The sequence below is a fragment of the Parachlamydia acanthamoebae genome, assembly GCF_000875975.1.
Taxonomy (GTDB): Bacteria; Chlamydiota; Chlamydiia; order Chlamydiales; family Parachlamydiaceae; genus Parachlamydia; species Parachlamydia acanthamoebae.
Genome location: NZ_BAWW01000007.1, coordinates 45,488 through 63,331, shown reverse-complemented (window position 1 = coordinate 63,331; position 17,844 = coordinate 45,488). Strand labels below are relative to the sequence as shown.

Genomic DNA, 17,844 nt, shown 5'->3' with positions numbered 1-17,844 from the left:
CTCTTATTGTTTTTTTGTTACTCTTCTGTTTCGTCATCAAAATCGTCGAAATCATCCTCATCTTCTTCATCTAAGTCATCTTCAATGATGATGGGTTTTTTAGATGGTTTGACTAGAGCTTTTGAATTCTTCTTAGGAGAAGGTTTCAGTGGCACGAGATCAACCCAAATCGGGGAACTCCATGCGATGTTTCCATCTTCTTGAATCACACGTAAGTAGTAATAAACAAATGGGGGCTTTTTATCTTTAGGAGTGAAGCACACCTTGCTTAAAGTTGTCATGTCGTCATAAGTGAAATTGAGATAATAGGTGTCAGATTTCAATGTATGAATGACAGTTCCATTCCGAATGATTTCAACCGATTTTAAAGGCGCTGTTCCTGCGACATAGCCAGAGATATGTCGGTTCACAATCAGACCGTGTTTTTCGGATGTGTCCATTTCACTCCCCATGGGCATACCAGCCAGGTAGAGTCCGACAATGATCCGTTCCCCTGTTGTGGCATAGCAAGAACGCTTATACAAGGCTTCAATTAAGGCATTGCGCGAGTGCTCTTGCGCAATAATCCCTGTCAAACCAGGAGAGTATTGCATTTGGTCGCCACGGAAAAAATCTGAATAGGCACCTCTGTCATCTAGTCCGCCTGCTACAAATCCAAAACGATGGTTGTTTTGCAGGGCTTTTTGGATAGATCCTTCTGCCGTTTCTTGAACGCCAGCTTTTCCCTGACATTGAATAGGTCGGGGGTTTCCTTCTTTCTTCGTACATTCGGAAGATCCCCAGGCATTGTATATTTCCACAACACGTTCAAACTCTGGATCAAATTCTTTAAAATTAAATTCGAATCCCTTTGCCATTGTGAAACAAGGAATAGAAATTAACTCTTTCGGAGAAAAGCTTTTATAGATTTTTTTCAAAGAGCTATATTTAACATCTTTTTTACGAAGGATTTGCTTGCCTTCTTTTGCGTAAACAATTTGTCTAATGCCCTCTTCGCCTGGCTCTCCTTGCCATTGAAAGCCCACAAAAGTAGTAAAGCGATCGGCTTCATCAAATTCGGCAATATTTTGTGTGATCAGTTTCCATACTTCATTTGAAGTTTCTTCGATGTTTTCGAAGGAGGATGTTCCAAAAAAGTTGAAAGCTTTTTCATCGCGAATATGGCGTAAGCAGTTTTCAATATTTTCTGTTGAATCAATTCTTTCTGATTCACCATGAAGTAATCCCCAAAAAAGGCTTTGGTTACTTTCAGAGAAACACTTGATGGGTGAAGATTTGAAAACTTCTTTGGTTTTTGTGTTCAAGAGCTGAATTGTATAGATGCCAGGTTCATTGAAATAGAGGTTAGGAAGTGTGATAAAGCCAGTTTCAGGAACAAAGAGTTTCCATGTTAGGTTTTCTCGTAGTTGCTCGTAAGAAAGCTCAATCAGGGTGTCTTCAGGGGCATTGCTTGTTAAATTGCCAAACTGGTCTTCAAAACGGGCAATGACATCAAAGCGTTTATTTCGGGTAACGAATGAAGGGGTGATGACTTTTAGCGTACTTAGCACGTTTCCTCGAATATCCATGGAGAAAATTTCTGGATCTTCGTAATGGCCTTTGCCACTTGCATCGACATAAAGGAGGAAAGAGCGTCGTCTTTGCGCTGTTGTTTGGGTGCGGGTGCCTTTTTTATAACGAGAATCGTCATCTAATTTTGGGGATCCGACGATAATCGTAATATTGGAACCTGCTTCAACTTTATCAGGCAGAGTGAATTCAAATTGTGGTGTAAATCTTTCGGGAGTTTCAATTTCTGTGGCTGTTAAGAGCTTTCCATTTTCAAGCTCTGCATAGATCACATTTTTCCCTTTCTTTAAATTTGCTGAGGGGACTTCCCAGTCGATGTCACGTCCTTCGCTCATCAAATCAAATTTAAGACGGGTTTTTTTTGGTAACGCTACAGACGTTGTGTAAATAAACTTCCAAGTATTGACTTCCCCAGCAAAAGCATGATGAGGGTCGCAATAACAAATAGATCGACGCATGTCAGGGAACTCCATTATAAATGAGTGAGTCAGCAGTTTGCCTTATTCTTGTTTCTTTTTCAAGGGACAAGAATCTCTTTAAAGAAAAATTAAAAATCTTATTACGCTGCGTATTCGATAATTCTTTTTTCACGAATGAGGGTGACTTTAATTTTCCCGGGGTAAGTTAGTTCTTTTTCAATTCTCTTTGTAAGATCTCTGGCCAAATTCAGAAGGGCATCATCATCGATGATGTCTGGAAGAACGACTACGCGAATTTCTTTGCCAGCCTGTAAAGCGTAAGCTTTTTCAACACCTGGAAATTCAGCCGCAATCTCCTCTAATTTTTTTAACCGTTTCATGTATTCTTCTACCGCTTCAATTCTGGCACCTGGCCGGGAAGCAGAGATTGTATCAGCCGCGCTGCAAAGGCTTCCTTCAATTGTGATAGGGTCAATTTCGAAGTGGTGGCAACCAATTCCATTGGCAACTTCTTGGCTCTCTCCATATTTTAATGCAAAGTCACGTCCAATGAGGGCATGTGTGCCTTCGTATTCGTGGGAAACAGCTTTGCCAATATCATGTAAAAGTCCAATCCTTTTAGCTAAACGGATATCCAGTCCGAGTTCTGCAGCCATCATGCCCATTAAATGGGAGACTTCTAAGGAATGATCTAAAACGTTTTGCCCATAGCTATAGCGATATTTTAATTTGCCTAGAAGTAAAATTAGTTCAGGATGAAGAGAGATCGCTCCCGCTCGAAGGGCGGCATCTTCCCCGTGTTGTTTAATTTTCTTTTGTATGGCTAGGGTAGCTTGTTCAACAGCCTCTTCGATGCGTGTTGGGTGGATTCGTCCATCGGCAATTAAATCGGACAAGGCTATTTTGGCAATTTGAAGGCGAATTGGATCAAAGCCCGATAGGACAATTGCCTTGGGGGTGTCATCGATAATGACATTGACTCCTGTTGCGCTTTCAAGGGCGCGGATATTTCTCCCTTCGCGTCCAATGATTCTTCCTTTCATCTCTTCATTTGGGATTGAAATGGTGCTGACGGTTGTTTCGGAGGTGCAAGGAACAATTAGGCGTTGGATGGCTGTTGCAATGATGCGCCTTGCTTCTTGTTCTGCATTTTCTTCCGCTTCTTTTTTTAAGCGACGAATCAGATTGGCTGCATCTGTTTTGACCTCATGATCAATCTTTTTCATAAGCAGTTCTTTTGCTTCATTCAAAGTAAAGCCGGAGAGCTGCTCTAGTTCATGTATGAGTTTTTGATGGGTTTCGCTCAGCTGTTTTTTTTCTTCTTCTAATTGGGCTTTTCTTCCAATTAAAACAGCTTCTCGTTTTTCAATGTCAGTTAGCTTCTTTTCAACCAAATTCAAGCGGGTCTCCAGTTTATCTTCTCTGGATTTTAAACGATCTTCTTCGCGTTGAATTTTTTTTCTTTCTTGTTGCCAAGTCTGTTCTTGTTCGCGCTGATGCTCTAGTTGCATTTGTTTAATCGAGAGTTCTGCATGTTTTTTTAGGTTGATTGCTTCTTGCTGGGCCTGGTGGAGAATATTTTGAGCGATTTGCTTGTAATTTCCTGATTTTATGCGATGGATGCAATAAACAATTAGAGCACCCAGGCATATCCCAAAAGCAAAAAGGGACGACGCCACGAATAAGGGAGAGTCAAACGTCATATGACGGGCCTTTTATACATATTTTCAAAGAACTTATGGGTATTCTCTAATAAAGTGAGTTTTTCGGCAAGCCTGTAACGCCAAGTCATGATGTTTATGTAGTAGAGGAAATATCTTTAAAATGAGGGATAGGACGCAATTTGACTTTTTCGACGCATCGATCATTGGATTGCAGAATCTCAATTTCAAAATTATCGCGATGAATGATAAATCCTTTTGAAGGAATAGATCCGGCGCAATGAAAAATATAGCCACCGATCGTATCGTATTCTCCTTCTTGAGGAATTTTAATATCTAATTGCTCATCAATGTCAAGGATGCTCATGCGCGCGTCGATAATCCAGGATCCATCTGGCTGGGGGATGAATAGCTCTTCTTCATCGTCGTATTCATCGGCAATATCACCCACGATCTCTTCAAGAATATCCTCAATGGTGACAATTCCCTCTGTTCCGCCGTATTCGTCAACGATAATGGCTAAGTGGACTTGTTTTTTTCGAAATTCTTGTAATAGCGCAGAGATTTTTTTTGTTTCCGGTGAGTATAGGACATTTTTTTGAATGGTTTCAATAGGAGCGTCAAGGATATTTTGATTTTTGTTGTTTTGTTCATACTCCATATATTTAGCCATTAAGTCTTTATACATGAGGACTCCTACAATGTTATCCACTGTATTGCGATAGACGGGGATGCGGCTGTATCCTTCTTTTTCCAAAAGCTTAATGGCATCTTTAATGGTGGTGTCAACGGGCAGGCTAAAAATATTAACACGTGGCACCATGACTTCTCTGGCGATGCGTTCCTTAAATTCTAAAACAGATTCAATCAATTTTTTATCTTCTAAATCGAGAGAGGGGCTCACTTGTGATTCTTCAATGAGTTGAATGATTTCTTGTTTTGCTTTGGTGGCGGGCTCTTGTAAATGATTAAAATACACCGTGCGGGATAGTCTCTCAGAAAATTTTAAAAAGACATATGAAATGGGGAATGCGAGAAAGAGAAAAATCGAAGATACAAAAGCGCTAAGATGAAACATAGAGTGAGGGAAGCGGTTGCCTAATATGCGTGGAAGATAATCTGTGATCAGAAAGGAAAAAAACAAAAACAAAAAAACAAGAGGAATAATCCAAGCAAGTGCAAAAAGAGAAAAGTTTCCGGTAAATAAAGAGAGAAAGCTTTGTGGGAACGCTTCCAAAATGAAAAGGAGGATTGAAAAAGCATAGCAAAAGCGGCATAGATTTTGAGCGCTTGTCACAGCAAAAAACAACGCATCTTCATGTTGTTTAGGAAACGCATATTCATGGAAGCGTTGATAGAAAAAATGAGAAGAGATGGCTTCGAACTCGCTATTACTTTTGTGAATGCGTCTCAATGCGCTATTTAAAGCGGTTAAAAAAAAAGCTCCGGCTAAAAAAATCAACGAGAGAGTTAAAGTAATGGCAATGGACAAGATTCCTCCTAAGAAATCACTTTTGAATAGATGTTAACAGTAAGCCTAGTGCAGCAAGATGCTCGAGATGTTTTTTTTCTGCGGCTCTCATTGCTTTTTGGTCCGTTTTTTTTATGTCGTCATATCCCATAAGGTGCAAAAGGCCGTGGATTGTATACAGAGCTGTTTCGGTATACGGATCTCCCCCATGCTGTTCAGTGTATTTGACGGCTGTTTCTGGGCAGACAAAAATTTCTCCCAAAACTCTGTAATGAGTTTCTTCGGGGCCGTCGAGGGGAAAGGAGATGCAGTCCGTTGGAGAGGGGTCATTGAAATATTGTGCATGCAATTCACGCATTTTTTTGTCTGAAATGAAGTGGATGATGACTTCGTGGCACAGCTCATTTTCCAGGTGTATAACCTCTTGAACAATTTTTTTGATAGAGGTTTTGGGAAGTTTGAGAACTTTTTGTTGATCAGTGATACGTATCTTCACGCTTTTTACCGCAGGTGATTATCAAAATGTTATGTTATCTGATGTTGAGAATTGTTCTCAAATATTTTATTGGTAGTAAGGGAATTAAATAGAATAAAATCGGGCGAGCACGAAAAAAATTAAACCCAACAGCGTTGGGTTTAATTATCATGGAGACTTGAAAATGAAAATTATTGCTGAATAAGTGTTTTGGGAAGACCCGTAACACGTTTATTTTCACCATCTTTCCAGCGGCCTAATTTACGCAAAACATCGATTCTTTCAAATCGTTTCAGAACGTTACGCTTAGTGGCTGCTTTGCTTGAACTGCCGAAGCTTGGGTGTCTAGACATAAAAAACCTTACAGTTGAATATTCAAATTAGAAAATTACTTAATTTTAGGAATGAACGCCGTTTTTGCAACATCTCCTTCGAGAGCATTAGCGTGTTCTTTAAAACCTAAAGCTAAACGATCTTTTAATGGACCTGTTTTTTCTTGGGGAGGTCGGTGCTTTCGAGGAAAACGAGAGCGTCTTTCTTGTTGCTTACTAATTCGAACCATTTTTTTCTCCTAAATACATTGACTGCAATTACTATACTGCAAAATACCTAAAGTAGGCAAGCCTTTTCTTTCTTAAATGACACAAGCTTTTTAGGGTAATTGTGAGAGTTTTGCGTCTTTAAATTCTATGTTTAATGACTCCTTTTATAAGAGGTGTCTATTCAATGGGTAGACCCTGAAGAGCTCGATCGGCCATATCCAGTAATTTCCCCCCAAAAGGCTCATCTGAGAAAACAAGTTTTCCCTCAGAATCAACTTCGCCCTCATCTTTAAAGGATTCGGGATTTTTCGCTAGTCTTAAAAGTGTGTTAATCTTTTTTACAAAAAGATCTCTAGCTTGATTGATATCACTCATTTGTTGTGTATCAGTGTTTTTCTTCCTGTCGGGGTGGTTTTGTAAGTTTTTAGTCTTATAGATACGATTTAATTGTTTAAATGAGATATTTTCATCGGTTATTTGCATCGATTCCAAAAACACTTTTTTAGATTGAAGTAAGCCCTGACGTATCCAAGCCTCTAAATTTTTTAAGATGTTTAGGGCGTCTGGGTTTCCCGCTGCAGCTGCTAATTGATAAAATCGATATGCTTTATTATAGGAATGCTCCTGTCCATTGATTCCGTGCTCATATATGCGACCCATGCTATAGATTGCGCGATGATAGCCTTGTCCTGCCGATTTTGCATACCATTCAAAAGCGAGGGCCTCGGATTTTTCTAAACCTTCAAAACCTAATTCGTGAAGCAATCCCAATTTATATTCAGCTCTGGCGTATTTTGATTCCGCAGCTTTTTGATACCATTCTATGGCCTGTGATTGAGTGCTGGGGCGACTTTCGTAAATATTTGCAATTAAAAATTGAGCCTCACCCCTTAGGTTTTGGTCAGATCCTTCAAGATTTTCGCTTTCTTTCTCAAATTCTAAAAGCCATCTTAAAGAATCAATATTAGATTTAGTTCTAAGCAGAAGTTTTCCAACGTAGAATTTTGAGGGGACATGGTTGCTTTTGGCAGCTTTTAAAAACAGCTTCAAAGCTGCTCTGGGTTGTTCGCCTTGTAAAAGAATGCGTCCAAGTAGATATTGAGCATCCAGTTGATTTTTTTCTGTGGCCTTCTTGAGAAATGAGATGCTTTGTTTGAAATCATGTTTTTTAAAAAAGAGAAGGCCCATATAATATTCGGCTTCAGGGTTGCCGTTTCTTACCGCAACTGAAAGAAATTGATGCGCTTTAGCAAGATCACCATTCAAAAGAGCTGTTTTGCCAATCGGAAGGGCAACTTCTATTGCCTTTAAGAGGGAATTGTGTCCTCCTTTTTCGTAACAAGCATAGGCGTTTTCAAGTGATGGGGTGGTACTACTTCCTTCCTCATGCATTATGCCTAAGTGATGAAAAGCTTTTTGAACACTGGATTTATCCTGTGGAGATAGGGAGTCTTCTTTTTTTGTCACCTCTAGGAAATACTTTTCTGCCATGGGGTAATTTTGTTCGACACCGTGGCCCTCGTAATACATCCCTCCAATTTTGACTTGTGACTTTGAATGGCCTTGTTTTGCAGCTTTTAAAAACCATTGAAAAGCGTTGGCAAAATCTTTCTTTTCTTCATAGCTAGAACCTAGCTCATGCTGAGCTAATATGTGCCCGGACTGAGCAGCTTTCGAAAGCCAATAGGAAGCATTTTTTAAATCCTCTTCGTCCAGATAGCTTTGCGCAAGTCTATATTGGGCTTCAATGTTATCTTTTTCAGCTGCCTGTTTAAAAAACTTGATAGCTTTGAGATTGAATTCTTTTTTTTGATAAAATTGACCTAGAATTAATGTGGCTTCAATGTTTCCTGTATTGGCCAGCTTTTCGATATCCTGTGCGACCGATTTTTGGAGGGGAGTATCTTCTGCTTTCAAAGCTTCGGTTAAGTATTCCAGAGCTTTTGCTTCAGATTTTTCAACTCCATAGTCACCTTCAATATAAAATTGCCCCATCATCTTTAATGCAGTTGGAACTTTTTTCTCAGCTAATTTTTGGAGACCTGGAATGGCTAGTTTTTTCGCTTCATCCCCTTCTTTTTCCATCACTTGAGTGAGGTACTTTAAAGCGCTTTCATCAGATTGGGTGTATCCATGGGTTCCTTGTGCATAAAAATTACCTAACATGGCTAAGGCTTCTGGGTCTTTCATTTCGGCCAGTTTTTCTACCACCATTTTCAGAAAATTTTGGATTTCTTCATTATCCGCTTGATTGGCTTCTTTTTTGAAATAGCCGAGAGCTTTTACTAAGGATTCTTTATCTTCATGAGTTGCTAATTTCCTTGCGCAAATAAAGGCGATTTTCTCAATCAGAGAATTATTATCTAATTTTTCTAATTGTTTGATATCAGAGTTATTATTTTTTATCCATTTAATTGCGCTATTTTTATTTAGTTTCCATGATTGGTTTGAATCTGGGGATTTGACGGTAAGTGTTCCTTTTCCAATTCCTATTTTTTTGAATATATTTTTTATAACCGCTTGCAAGAAACTGTTAGTTTTTATTCCCTTTTTATCAGCTTCTGTCTCAAAAAATAATCTTCCGTCTTTATAGCTAGGAGTAAAGTGAATCGACATAATAAACCCTTAATATATTTTATAGGCTTTATTATAGCATGGATAACCAATATTTTTATAGTTTTCTAATACTAACTATAAAAATTTTGAGGAAAAGAAAACAAAGAAGACTACGATAATTTTAGACTTTTGTATCTAAAATGACATCAATATACTCGGGAAAAAGTCCTGTGGGGTCTAAATGGGTCACGACTTTAAAAGGAATGGTGATATTTCCTTTATATTTCTCCATTTGCAATTCTTCCCAAACTTTCTTTTTAAGTTCATCTGAGACTTTTTCATGTCTATATTTTTTGAGGAGTTTTTTGATGTATAGCTGCTCTTTTTGGCGATAGATGTCTTGACCGTAAAAGGGGTGTTCGTGCTGATCTTCCATATCTCCACTTGCTTTTTGCTGGTTGACTTGCTAAAGTTTTGTCTTTTGCAACTCTATATTAAAAGGGAAAAACTATGCTTAGAGATACCACATATAAGGAAAAATTTGCGATCTTAAAAAATTGGATGCCTCAAATTATTGAGCCTTTGAAAAAAGATCTCAAAAATGACCACCTAAAAAACGATTGGGAATTTTTTAAACGTTATTTTGCATCAAAAAATTTCAATAAATTAACAGTAGAAGATTTCGTTTCAGCTTATTCGCAAGCAATTGAGGAAGTGGAGCCTGAAAGAGCGGAAGAAATTGCGGAGTTTATTGCAAATCGTTGGTTAATGCGAAATGCTGAACTTTATGAGTTTTTTGAAGGCAAACTTAATCAAATTAATCCTAATTTTCAAGACATTCAAGAATTGTCTCCAGAGCAATCGAAAGAAATCTTAGATGATGCGTTAAATCAATTTGGTTCATTTCGTACGTATGTGTTTTCTATTTTAAATTCAGTTGTTTTCCCACAGATTGTTTATGAAGATCTCCGGAAAAAAGCAGATCAGCATATTGACCAAACCCTTAAACAACAAGAATTAGATAAGCAAGAGCGTTCTCTTGAGGCTATTAAAGGTTTCTACGAGCAGCAAATGGCGCGTATGCAAGACAAGTATGAAAAGAAATTGAGCGGTATGCAAAAGAAATATGTGCATGATGTGGAATCCCTAAAAAAACAGATTTCTGCTTTGCAACGTAAGTTAGGTGGGCAATAAGATTTTATGTCAGCTTTTCCATTTGCAATTATTCCCCAAGATGAAGATGAAAAGTTTATGCTTGAAGCGCTAAAACAAGCGTGGAAAGCTTTTCAAGCAAAAGAGGTTCCTGTGGGAGCTATTTTGGTTCACGAAGGAAAGATCATTGCTAGGGGTTATAATCAAGTGGAATTGCTGCATGATGCAACAGCACATGCTGAAGTGTTGTGCATTACAGCAGGAGAGGCGGCACTGTCCAACTGGCGTTTGAGTCAGTGCAAGCTATATTGTACGATTGAACCTTGTGCTATGTGTGCCGGAGCTATGCTGCTTTCCCGTGTAGAAGAGTTGATTTGGGGCGCTCCTGATATTCGTCACGGGGCAAATGGAAGTTGGGTAAATCTGTTAAATATTCCACATCCAACCCATCAAATTAAAGTGAAAAGTGGTATCTTAAAAGATCCATGTGCTTTATTGATGAAACAATTTTTTCAAATACGCAGGCAGGAAAATACGAAAATCAACGGGACATTACAAAGTGATTTGGAAACAGATTGAGAATTGTTTAGATGAAATGATTGAGTATCAGCAAAAGTGTCTACTTGCACAGGGACGACAGCTTGTAGATGGACTGACGAGTGATGATATCCTGCAGCCTAATGATTTTCCAGATCTGGAAGTAAATCCCCATTTTCGATACGAAGAAGGGCAATTAGCGGGACTGCAATCCTCACGCATTGCCCTTTCTGCTTTAAAAAAAGAGATTTCGAATTAGCTTGTTTTTTCCACAGCTTTGGGTGGTTTGAGCATTTGAAATTGTTCGATGACACTGTCTGTTTGTTGAATAAACTCTAAAGCCGTTTGGTTAAATAAGTTTTCTTTTTGTTCTCCTGTGAGATCGGGATCGACTGCAATTTTTTCTGACAGGAAAAGAGCTTCGTCCTTAGATTCCAAAATTTTCCGATATGTTTCTTGGTAAGCCTGTTTCAAAGACATGGAACGGCGCAAATGCTCTTCTTCTACTGAGAAAAAGTGTTTAATTCCAAATTCTATTTTCTTTTTTAAATACATTCCATTTAAGCGCTGTTTTGCCTTCGAAAGTTGATAAAGAATCGTTTCTTTTTCTGTGCGCATAAGGAAGCCCATGCTAAAAGCGATAATTGAAAGGAGACCTGCCGTAGAGCAAATAAATCCTTTAAAAAAATTACATGTGCCAAAAAGTAAATCGTAAGACCAAGTCAGTGTTTTAAAGAAGGTGACATTTGCTAAGACGAAAAAGATCGCTCCAAGGGTTAAAAAGGTTGCTTTATAGCGAATAACAGCTTTTTTGCGAACTGTATAAGGTTGAAATTGGAAGGAACAGCGATTGTGATCGAGTTTACTACGGAAATGGCTAAGTTCTGGATAATGTTTGGTAGTAAAATGTGTGGATATGTTTTGTTTTGTGAAAAAATGGAATAAATTAGGATTTGTTTGATTTTTAAAATCAACGTGGTTGCAATAGTTATTTTCCATTATAAATAATCTCGCATTTTAATTTATTAACTTGCTAAATTATATATATAAATTAAATTTAAGTCGAGGTTATTTATTAGAATTTGAGAAAACCCAGGGATCTTCAGGGTAAAATTTCTGAATTTTTGCATGAGTGTAGTCATATCCAATACTTTGATCCAGGGCATATTCCTCTTCATCGAGATAGATCGCTCTATTTACGATGACTTTAGATAAACCATAGTAAAGATTAAGGAGTTCACGACTTCTGACCGTATCATGTTTATAAAGAGCCATAATATTTCGAACAACTTGCCTTTCAGATTCATTGGCTTCTTCAACAAAAGGTAGGCTATAAAGTTGTAAAATGATGGCATGAGCCTCATTATATTTTCCATCGGCAATCAGAAAACAGACGCGTTTTAATAGATCATCAGGTTCTTTGAAGGGGGGTGCCAAATTGGCATAATCTTTAAAGATGATTTTTTTCAATTTTGATGGGAGGTGAAGGGCTTTAGATTTGTGTATTTGTTTTTCTGTTTTTTGTTTGATCTGTTCTAAAGCATCCCCCATTTCTTGATTGAGTTTTTTTGACTGAAGAATCTTGACTATTTCTAATAAGCTGACCTTAGTCGAATAGCTCGTTTGCGTTTTTGAGGAAATGAGTTTATATAGCTTGAATGCGTTGTGTGTATCGAGGTATACTTTGAGCTTGCTGTAGCTTTCTTTTGACAGGACTGCTCTGAGCATGGCTTTTTCTGCGTCTCCCGCACAAGATCCACCTACTTGAGCTGTATTCCAAAAGCGAGAGTCGTCCACGTTTTTTGACACACCCAATCTCTGCATTTCTTCGTACATTTTTACAATGCGATCCCTCTTCGAATTTTTGCTTTTTAAGTAAAATTTAATGAAATCTTTAAGATTTTCCTTGGGAATATCTTCTATTACATAGACTTGTTGATAGATACGCTCGTCCCTTGCATTGTATTTTTTATGGTGATAATGGTCAGCTTTTAGCCCAGAATTGGCGAGATAAAATGTAAAAAGTCCATCATTTTGTTTAATGGCCATCGCCATCATCATATGCCCATCGCCTGGCATGGAAAAGAGCACACATTCATGCTCTTTTAGGCGATCCATCCGGCTCAGATTTTTTTTATATGGGAAACTAAAGAGGTGGTGGAGTAAGGAGATATCTTTATTATATTGACTATGAGCCTCAAAGAAATTGGAGGGGGCATTGGAATGAAGCTGAAGATCAAGCATTTCGCTGTCGATGAGATTTTGTACAATTTTGACGGGTTCTGAAGGATGGGCACCCTTTGACAGATGGCCTGCGCTTAAAGCGACGTTGCCATCAGAAGAAGCTAAGAATGATTTGAAGACCCCAGTGAATCTTGCATAAAGATGAGCGAGCAATCCTTCGTTTCTATCTTGAATTTTTGCTGCTGTATATGGGGGAGCTAGAATTGCCGGGCCCTCAATCGTCAAACAGATGTCGATAGGATACTTCTTTAAAGAATATTGGACCGAGGTCTCCTCATTGGTTATTTGTCGGGCTAGGGAACTGCCTTCTTTAAAAGCCTGCTTCATTAATTCTTTAATTTTTTTTTGAGAAGGCTTATCCTTAAGGTTTAGATCAATTTTAATTGAGCGACCACCCATAACGCCTTTTTGGGAAGCGATCCATTGACCGTCAAGTTTTTGGGTGAAAGCAATTTTATCCGTAGGGATGATTTTTTGTGGGACTCTAGAAAGAGGGTGCATGCAGGGTCTCCTTGTAGAGAAAACTCATATTAGAAGCAGCAATAATAATGCCAAGAATTAACATTGAGTTTATTCACATAAATCCTTTAAATTATCTTTCTTTAAAGACCCCTAACTAGCGTATACGTATAAAGTTTAGGACAACAATTATGAACATGTTTTTGGTAGGATTTTATTCTCTTATGATCTCTCTTATTCCTCTTACAGCACTCGCACAAACCGTGCCACCTGTGCAAGCCGGCAGAACCATTTGGATTCTTTTGGGGCCGCCCGGCTCAGGCAAAGGAACTCAGGCCGTGCAACTTTCACAAAAATTGCATATTCCCCATATTTCCACAGGGGATCTTTTGCGTGAACACATCAAAAAAGAAACGTCTTTGGGGGAAAAAGCAAAGGGATATATCCAAGCGGGAAAATTAGTGCCTGATGAATTGGTAATGGAAATTTTATTTGAGCGCATTTCCCAGCCGGACAGTGCACAAGGTGTTTTATTAGATGGCTTTCCCCGCACAATTGCTCAAGCTGAAACTCTTGAAAAGCAGCTAAAAGCGAATGAGCGCATGGTGGTGTTTAACTTAGAAGTTCCAGATGAAGTGATTGTTAAAAGAGCCGAAGGCCGCTTAACTTGCACTAAAGGCGGGCATATTTTTAATCGCTATTTTTCTCCCCCTAAGCAAGAGGGCATTTGTGATATATGTGGCGGCGAGCTTGTTCGTCGGTCAGATGACGATCCCAATGTTGTTCAACAAAGATTAAAAGTCTACCATGAGCAAACTGCTCCGTTGGTGGAGTTTTATCAGAAAAGAAACGTCTTGATTCCAGTAAATGGGGAAAGATCTCCTGAGCAAGTTTTTGCTGATCTTATGAATCATGTCAATACTTTGAAATCACAGTAGGTTCTCTAGCGCTGCATAGCTAATCAATATTAGCTATGCAGATAATCCAATAGGGCTTTTTTTGAAAAAATGCGATGCTTTTTGAGATCGCGCACAGTTCTTAAGCCCTTATTTTCTAAATTTTGCGAAATCTCTTTTAAAAGCTGTTCCCGATAATCCAGACATTCTTTTTCGGAATAGATTGTGGGATCGAGGTTTAATTGTTCTCGTTGCTTAACGTTAGGCAATAGTCCTAATTCCCAATAATCCACCACATACCACATAGAAAATTTTGTTAAAGCTTCCAAAACGGGGATATCTTCATCAAAATTTTCTAAAGTGATTAACGCATGTTCTGGTTTAAAGATGTTCTCGAAATGATGAACGACTTTAGCAAATAGGCCAGTTTGGGGGGCGTTGTCATCTCCCGGTTGACCTAGCTGATTTATTACTTTTTGGATTGAGGTCTTAGCAAAAGTTAGTTTTTCAATTAAATCGATACGCGAAGTATTCCAGGTTATTTCTAGAAGCGCATTTAATAAATTTAAAAAACCTTGAAATTTTTGGGAGGTTCTTTGAATGCGGTCGATAAATGCATTAAGGTCATCTGAAGCAGCCGAAACATCTAAAGAATTAATTTCCATTTCCAAATGAAAGGAATGGCTCAGCAGATCGTCAATTTCGTAAAGAAGATCTTGGGTTAAAAGTGTAATGTGGTGCTGGACAGGCTCAGTCATGCCTTCTTGTTTGAATATCTGTAATTCATGCGGAGTAGCTTTTGTTAAAAGTTCTCGAAAAACAGAGGGGCGAATTCCCACAATGATAGGAGATATTTTCCACAGCTCCTTCGTCTCCAAAATCTGTCGATGTTGAAATAAGTCTAGGAGTTGTTCTACATTTAAAGCGTGTCCTGCTTGTTCCAAACTTTGGCGACTGAATAGGCCATTGATTAGAGCTCTTGTTTTTTGTTTCCAAAATTCCTCTTTTCCTTCCCCTAGCAAAGAGAGTGCATAGATCAATTCTTGGGAGGTTAGATGAGAAGCCTGTTGAGTCAAATGACTTTCATCAGATGCGATCAGTTTTTGCACATGTTCTTCCAATGTATGGTCAACCTTCTCGAAAGTCATTAGATCCCTCCCTTATGCTTAGCCTGTTTATAATTTTTTTCAACGGATTTGAAAAGAAAATATTCAAAAAGATACTCGAATGTAACCATGTATTTGAATTTAAGAATGATATTCAAAAAGTTTAAGGTTCGAAGATTGAATTTAATCGATTGTTAGCATAGAATTTCCATCCACTTATTGCAGGATGATCAAAAATGACTGTTCGATTAGATCCTTTGACCTATTTGCCAGAAGAAATGGCTTTAGGAATTTTAACATTTTTACCAATTCCTGAAATTGCAAGATGTGCAGAGGTTTGCAAAAAATGGAGGCGGTTGGCAAGTGATAACAGCTTATGGGAAAAAATGCTTCCTAAGGCTATATTAGAGCCTGGAATGAATTTAAGGGAGCATGTTTTGAAACGGGTGGCGAAATCTCCCGATGAAATTTTAGCGAAGATGAAAGGTCTTGTCTCTGGAGTTCAACCCAATCAAGGTGCAAAATTTGTCTGTTTTTTTCCTTTTAATCAGAACTTTGAAATGGTGATCAAAGTCAATCATTCTCAAGCAGTGAAATCTGATGTGAGAGATTTTTGCATTTTTACAAAGCGCTTTTCCCCTGAGATTCCAGTGAATCGATTCTCCACAGCGAAAAGACCTGGGGAGACAAGTGAGATAAAGGCGAATTATCCGTTAGAGTTGGAGAATACGTGTGTTGGCCTTGACACAATGATGAAGTCTTTAGTTTAACGTAATTTAAATGCGAGTAGATAAAGCTTTAACCTTTCATTCAGACGCATTCCTTCCACGCTGAAGCGCGTAATTTTAAAGGCTTTAAATCCAATATTTAACCCGGTAATATGCAATCCGACACCTTTGTGAGCCACTTGAGCGGCTAGATTTTTTTTAATTTCACCTAGTTCTTCAGGGTACAAAGGGTAATTTTTTTCGATATGTTTTCCAATATGCCGATTAATCAGCACATTAATTAAATAAGATGTGCGGTCTTTTCCACTTTTACAGTTTATCCCTAAAGAAGAATTCATCATCCGCTCAAGTTCAGAAATATCCGCTGCAATTTGATAGTTTGAGCTTTGCTTATTCAATTGAAGTTCTATTTTTGTTTTGAGGTCATTTAAGGAGCTTAATTGTTCTTCGTACAGGGCATTCGAAAGTTTCCCTGCTTGATGCAATCCAGACAACCAGTTTGTATATGTTTTGTATTTTTTTTGAGTATTGCTCCATGCTTTTTCATTTACTTCTTTATACTTGGTTTTTTTCGTCGCAAACGTATCTCCCTGCACATTAAAATTATACAAGGAAGGCTGAATTTTTAATTTTAAGGGCGTATTCATTGCATCATAGACAGGATTGGGAATGTGTAGATTGCCTGCGGTATCAAATCCAGATTTTCCATCAAAAATTAGTTCTTTTCCCTCAATTTGATTAAAAATCCATTCCATATCTGTCAGGAGATTTGGTTCATTTCCGGTAAAATGCAATAAGGACATTTGGGTATAGGGGAACGTTTTGGTATCGTAAAATAAATTAGGAGTTCCATTTGTTAGAGACGTTTGAATGCCTTCAGCAAGCGTTTCAGCTTGGGCAGAAAGCATTGCTCCGAGTTGAGATCGGAGCATAGATTCTCTTCGGTCAATTTCTTTTTGAAGTTTTTCAGAGGGTTTTTGTGCATTTTTTTGAATCAGTTCTTGAATGTTGGTTTTTGGGCTTGCGTTGAAACCGAAAACACCTGAACGTCCCACTTGAAAGGGCGTCAGCGGGTGAGAAGATTGAGGGGGAAGATAAATCTTTTCAATCCAAGGGTTGGTGCTCATTTCAAGTTTTTCGTGCACACCGATATTGGATTCCGCACTAGAGCGCCACGCATCTCCTTGAGATAATTTGATGTAGTTTTGTTTTTTCTCCTGAACCTCATTTAAACGAGATTGAATTTTTTTTCTTTCCATTTGAGAAGATGCTTTTGCTAGGAGGGATTTGAGCTCCGTTTCTTGCAAATCGGCTTGACGTATCAGAAATGAACTCGTATCGATTCGTTTGGCTTCATCATAAAAAACTTGTGTCTTTTCTCCTTGCGATGAAATCAGAGGAATTTCAAATTTTGCTCGTAAAGTTTGATTATTCCGATTTAAATCGCTAGCGGCCACAGTCCTTAAAGCAACCATTTGAGCTGAAATGGCTTTTTTTAATGAACTCGATGTTGCGCCCAATTGGGCTTTGATTTGTCGAGCAGCATCTGGTCCCGCAGCTTTTAAGGCTTGTTCGCATGTATGGATAATCATTTTATCCATATCTTTTTCGAATGCTTTTTTTTGCTTCCAGTTTTTGTAAAAATTTCTTGTCGATAGATTTGCCTCACTAGCGGTATTATATTTTTCAGCTTGATTGGCTAAAAGTGATTGAAATTGCTCTTTTTTAGTTTTAAATATGTGATGGACATCATTTTGACGCTCTGGAGGCAAATGTTGTACTTGTTTAGAAAAAAGATCGTGCATCCGCTCAATCAAAGAATAACCAGCATCAATCGAAATGACTTTTTGAAACTCAAAATCTTTTAACGAATTTTCATTTTCTATTAAATGAGAAGGCTCTCCTTCTTTTTTTTGAATTGAAGGATATAGCCATTCAGAACCATTCGAATGAATATTATGTGTATCCATAAACAAACTTTTATTAAAAATGTTGGTATAGATACAGTTATTATAACATTTATTTAATT

17 protein-coding genes are annotated in these 17,844 nt (G+C 38.1%); 5 read left to right on the top strand and 12 right to left on the bottom strand.

What is annotated here, in order from left to right; all coding sequences use genetic code 11:
* Positions 1 to 17: 17 nt before the first annotated feature.
* The 8 genes from AOM43_RS03745 to AOM43_RS03720 form a co-directional block, all read right to left on the bottom strand.
* The gene (locus AOM43_RS03745; protein WP_013924723.1) at positions 18 to 2,027 is read right to left on the bottom strand and encodes a DUF3604 domain-containing protein; all 2,010 of its coding nucleotides are present in this window, start codon (positions 2,025 to 2,027) and stop codon (positions 18 to 20) included.
* 101 nt (positions 2,028 to 2,128) lie between these two features.
* Positions 2,129 to 3,691 (bottom strand): ribonuclease Y, encoded by a 1,563-nt coding sequence (gene rny, locus AOM43_RS03740; protein ID WP_006341628.1) that lies wholly within the window; start codon positions 3,689 to 3,691, stop codon positions 2,129 to 2,131.
* Between the two features lie 94 nt (positions 3,692 to 3,785).
* Positions 3,786 to 5,141 (bottom strand): hemolysin family protein, encoded by a 1,356-nt coding sequence (locus AOM43_RS03735; protein WP_006341627.1) that lies wholly within the window; start codon positions 5,139 to 5,141, stop codon positions 3,786 to 3,788.
* A gap of 16 nt (positions 5,142 to 5,157) precedes the next feature.
* Positions 5,158 to 5,616 carry an rRNA maturation RNase YbeY gene (ybeY, locus tag AOM43_RS03730; RefSeq protein WP_006341626.1) on the bottom strand — a complete coding sequence of 153 codons (459 nt, stop codon included), beginning with the start codon at positions 5,614 to 5,616 and terminating at the stop codon, positions 5,158 to 5,160.
* Positions 5,617 to 5,786: 170 nt separating this feature from the next.
* Positions 5,787 to 5,948, bottom strand: a complete 162-nt coding sequence (locus AOM43_RS12955) for a small basic protein (protein ID WP_006341625.1) — start codon at positions 5,946 to 5,948, stop codon at positions 5,787 to 5,789.
* Between the two features lie 35 nt (positions 5,949 to 5,983).
* On the bottom strand, positions 5,984 to 6,157 hold the full coding sequence (locus AOM43_RS13500; RefSeq protein ID WP_006341624.1) for a hypothetical protein: 174 nt from the start codon (positions 6,155 to 6,157) through the stop codon (positions 5,984 to 5,986).
* Between the two features lie 157 nt (positions 6,158 to 6,314).
* Positions 6,315 to 8,753 (bottom strand): tetratricopeptide repeat protein, encoded by a 2,439-nt coding sequence (locus AOM43_RS03725; RefSeq protein ID WP_059359113.1) that lies wholly within the window; start codon positions 8,751 to 8,753, stop codon positions 6,315 to 6,317.
* Positions 8,754 to 8,874: 121 nt separating this feature from the next.
* Positions 8,875 to 9,129, bottom strand: coding sequence for a hypothetical protein (locus AOM43_RS03720; protein WP_006341622.1), 255 nt, complete (start codon positions 9,127 to 9,129; stop codon positions 8,875 to 8,877).
* Positions 9,130 to 9,203: 74 nt separating this feature from the next.
* On the opposite strand from AOM43_RS03720, the gene AOM43_RS03715 reads away from it, so the two are divergent.
* The 3 genes from AOM43_RS03715 to AOM43_RS03705 are packed head-to-tail and all read left to right on the top strand — an operon-like array spanning position 9,204 to position 10,641.
* Complete coding sequence (locus tag AOM43_RS03715; protein ID WP_006341621.1) at positions 9,204 to 9,887, top strand: hypothetical protein; 684 nt, start codon at positions 9,204 to 9,206, stop codon at positions 9,885 to 9,887.
* 6 nt (positions 9,888 to 9,893) lie between these two features.
* A complete protein-coding gene (gene tadA / locus AOM43_RS03710; RefSeq protein WP_059359111.1) occupies positions 9,894 to 10,424 on the top strand; it encodes a tRNA adenosine(34) deaminase TadA in 531 nt (176 codons plus the stop codon).
* Positions 10,405 to 10,641: a hypothetical protein gene (locus tag AOM43_RS03705; RefSeq protein ID WP_059359108.1), complete on the top strand. Its 237-nt coding sequence runs from the start codon at positions 10,405 to 10,407 to the stop codon at positions 10,639 to 10,641. Before tadA ends, AOM43_RS03705 begins: the two co-directional genes overlap by 20 nt.
* Here AOM43_RS03705 and AOM43_RS03700 read toward each other — a convergent pair.
* Positions 10,638 to 11,381 (bottom strand): hypothetical protein, encoded by a 744-nt coding sequence (locus AOM43_RS03700; RefSeq protein ID WP_059359106.1) that lies wholly within the window; start codon positions 11,379 to 11,381, stop codon positions 10,638 to 10,640. The two genes, AOM43_RS03705 and AOM43_RS03700, sit on opposite strands and share 4 nt — an antisense overlap.
* Before the next feature lie 69 nt (positions 11,382 to 11,450).
* Positions 11,451 to 13,127: a hypothetical protein gene (locus AOM43_RS03695; protein WP_059359104.1), complete on the bottom strand. Its 1,677-nt coding sequence runs from the start codon at positions 13,125 to 13,127 to the stop codon at positions 11,451 to 11,453.
* A gap of 149 nt (positions 13,128 to 13,276) precedes the next feature.
* Between AOM43_RS03695 and AOM43_RS03690 the strand changes: the two genes are divergently transcribed.
* A complete protein-coding gene (locus tag AOM43_RS03690) occupies positions 13,277 to 14,023 on the top strand; it encodes an adenylate kinase (RefSeq protein ID WP_013924726.1) in 747 nt (248 codons plus the stop codon).
* Positions 14,024 to 14,052: 29 nt separating this feature from the next.
* Here AOM43_RS03690 and AOM43_RS03685 read toward each other — a convergent pair whose 3' ends face one another.
* Complete coding sequence (locus AOM43_RS03685; RefSeq protein WP_013924727.1) at positions 14,053 to 15,129, bottom strand: hypothetical protein; 1,077 nt, start codon at positions 15,127 to 15,129, stop codon at positions 14,053 to 14,055.
* Positions 15,130 to 15,323: 194 nt separating this feature from the next.
* On the opposite strand from AOM43_RS03685, the gene AOM43_RS03680 reads away from it, so the two are divergent.
* Positions 15,324 to 15,857, top strand: a complete 534-nt coding sequence (locus AOM43_RS03680) for an F-box protein (RefSeq protein WP_006341613.1) — start codon at positions 15,324 to 15,326, stop codon at positions 15,855 to 15,857.
* On the opposite strand, the gene AOM43_RS03675 is transcribed toward AOM43_RS03680, so the two are convergent.
* Entirely contained in the window at positions 15,854 to 17,785 is a 1,932-nt protein-coding gene (locus AOM43_RS03675) for a hypothetical protein (RefSeq protein ID WP_013924728.1), read from the bottom strand. The two genes, AOM43_RS03680 and AOM43_RS03675, sit on opposite strands and share 4 nt — an antisense overlap.
* Positions 17,786 to 17,844 lie beyond the last annotated feature (59 nt).

Bases quoted from the DNA above. Each gene is read 5' to 3' on its own strand.
- AOM43_RS03745 (WP_013924723.1), bottom strand. From the start codon at position 2,027: ATGCGTCGATCTATTTGTTATTGCGACCCTCATCATGCTTTTGCTGGG.
- rny (WP_006341628.1), bottom strand. From the start codon at position 3,691: ATGACGTTTGACTCTCCCTTATTCGTGGCGTCGTCCCTTTTTGCTTTT.
- AOM43_RS12955 (WP_006341625.1), bottom strand. From the start codon at position 5,948: ATGTCTAGACACCCAAGCTTCGGCAGTTCAAGCAAAGCAGCCACTAAG.
- AOM43_RS13500 (WP_006341624.1), bottom strand. From the start codon at position 6,157: ATGGTTCGAATTAGTAAGCAACAAGAAAGACGCTCTCGTTTTCCTCGA.
- AOM43_RS03725 (WP_059359113.1), bottom strand. From the start codon at position 8,753: ATGTCGATTCACTTTACTCCTAGCTATAAAGACGGAAGATTATTTTTT.
- AOM43_RS03720 (WP_006341622.1), bottom strand. From the start codon at position 9,129: ATGGAAGATCAGCACGAACACCCCTTTTACGGTCAAGACATCTATCGC.
- AOM43_RS03715 (WP_006341621.1), top strand. From the start codon at position 9,204: ATGCTTAGAGATACCACATATAAGGAAAAATTTGCGATCTTAAAAAAT.
- tadA (WP_059359111.1), top strand. From the start codon at position 9,894: ATGTCAGCTTTTCCATTTGCAATTATTCCCCAAGATGAAGATGAAAAG.
- AOM43_RS03700 (WP_059359106.1), bottom strand. From the start codon at position 11,381: ATGGAAAATAACTATTGCAACCACGTTGATTTTAAAAATCAAACAAAT.
- AOM43_RS03695 (WP_059359104.1), bottom strand. From the start codon at position 13,127: ATGCACCCTCTTTCTAGAGTCCCACAAAAAATCATCCCTACGGATAAA.
- AOM43_RS03690 (WP_013924726.1), top strand. From the start codon at position 13,277: ATGAACATGTTTTTGGTAGGATTTTATTCTCTTATGATCTCTCTTATT.
- AOM43_RS03685 (WP_013924727.1), bottom strand. From the start codon at position 15,129: ATGACTTTCGAGAAGGTTGACCATACATTGGAAGAACATGTGCAAAAA.
- AOM43_RS03680 (WP_006341613.1), top strand. From the start codon at position 15,324: ATGACTGTTCGATTAGATCCTTTGACCTATTTGCCAGAAGAAATGGCT.
- AOM43_RS03675 (WP_013924728.1), bottom strand. From the start codon at position 17,785: ATGGATACACATAATATTCATTCGAATGGTTCTGAATGGCTATATCCT.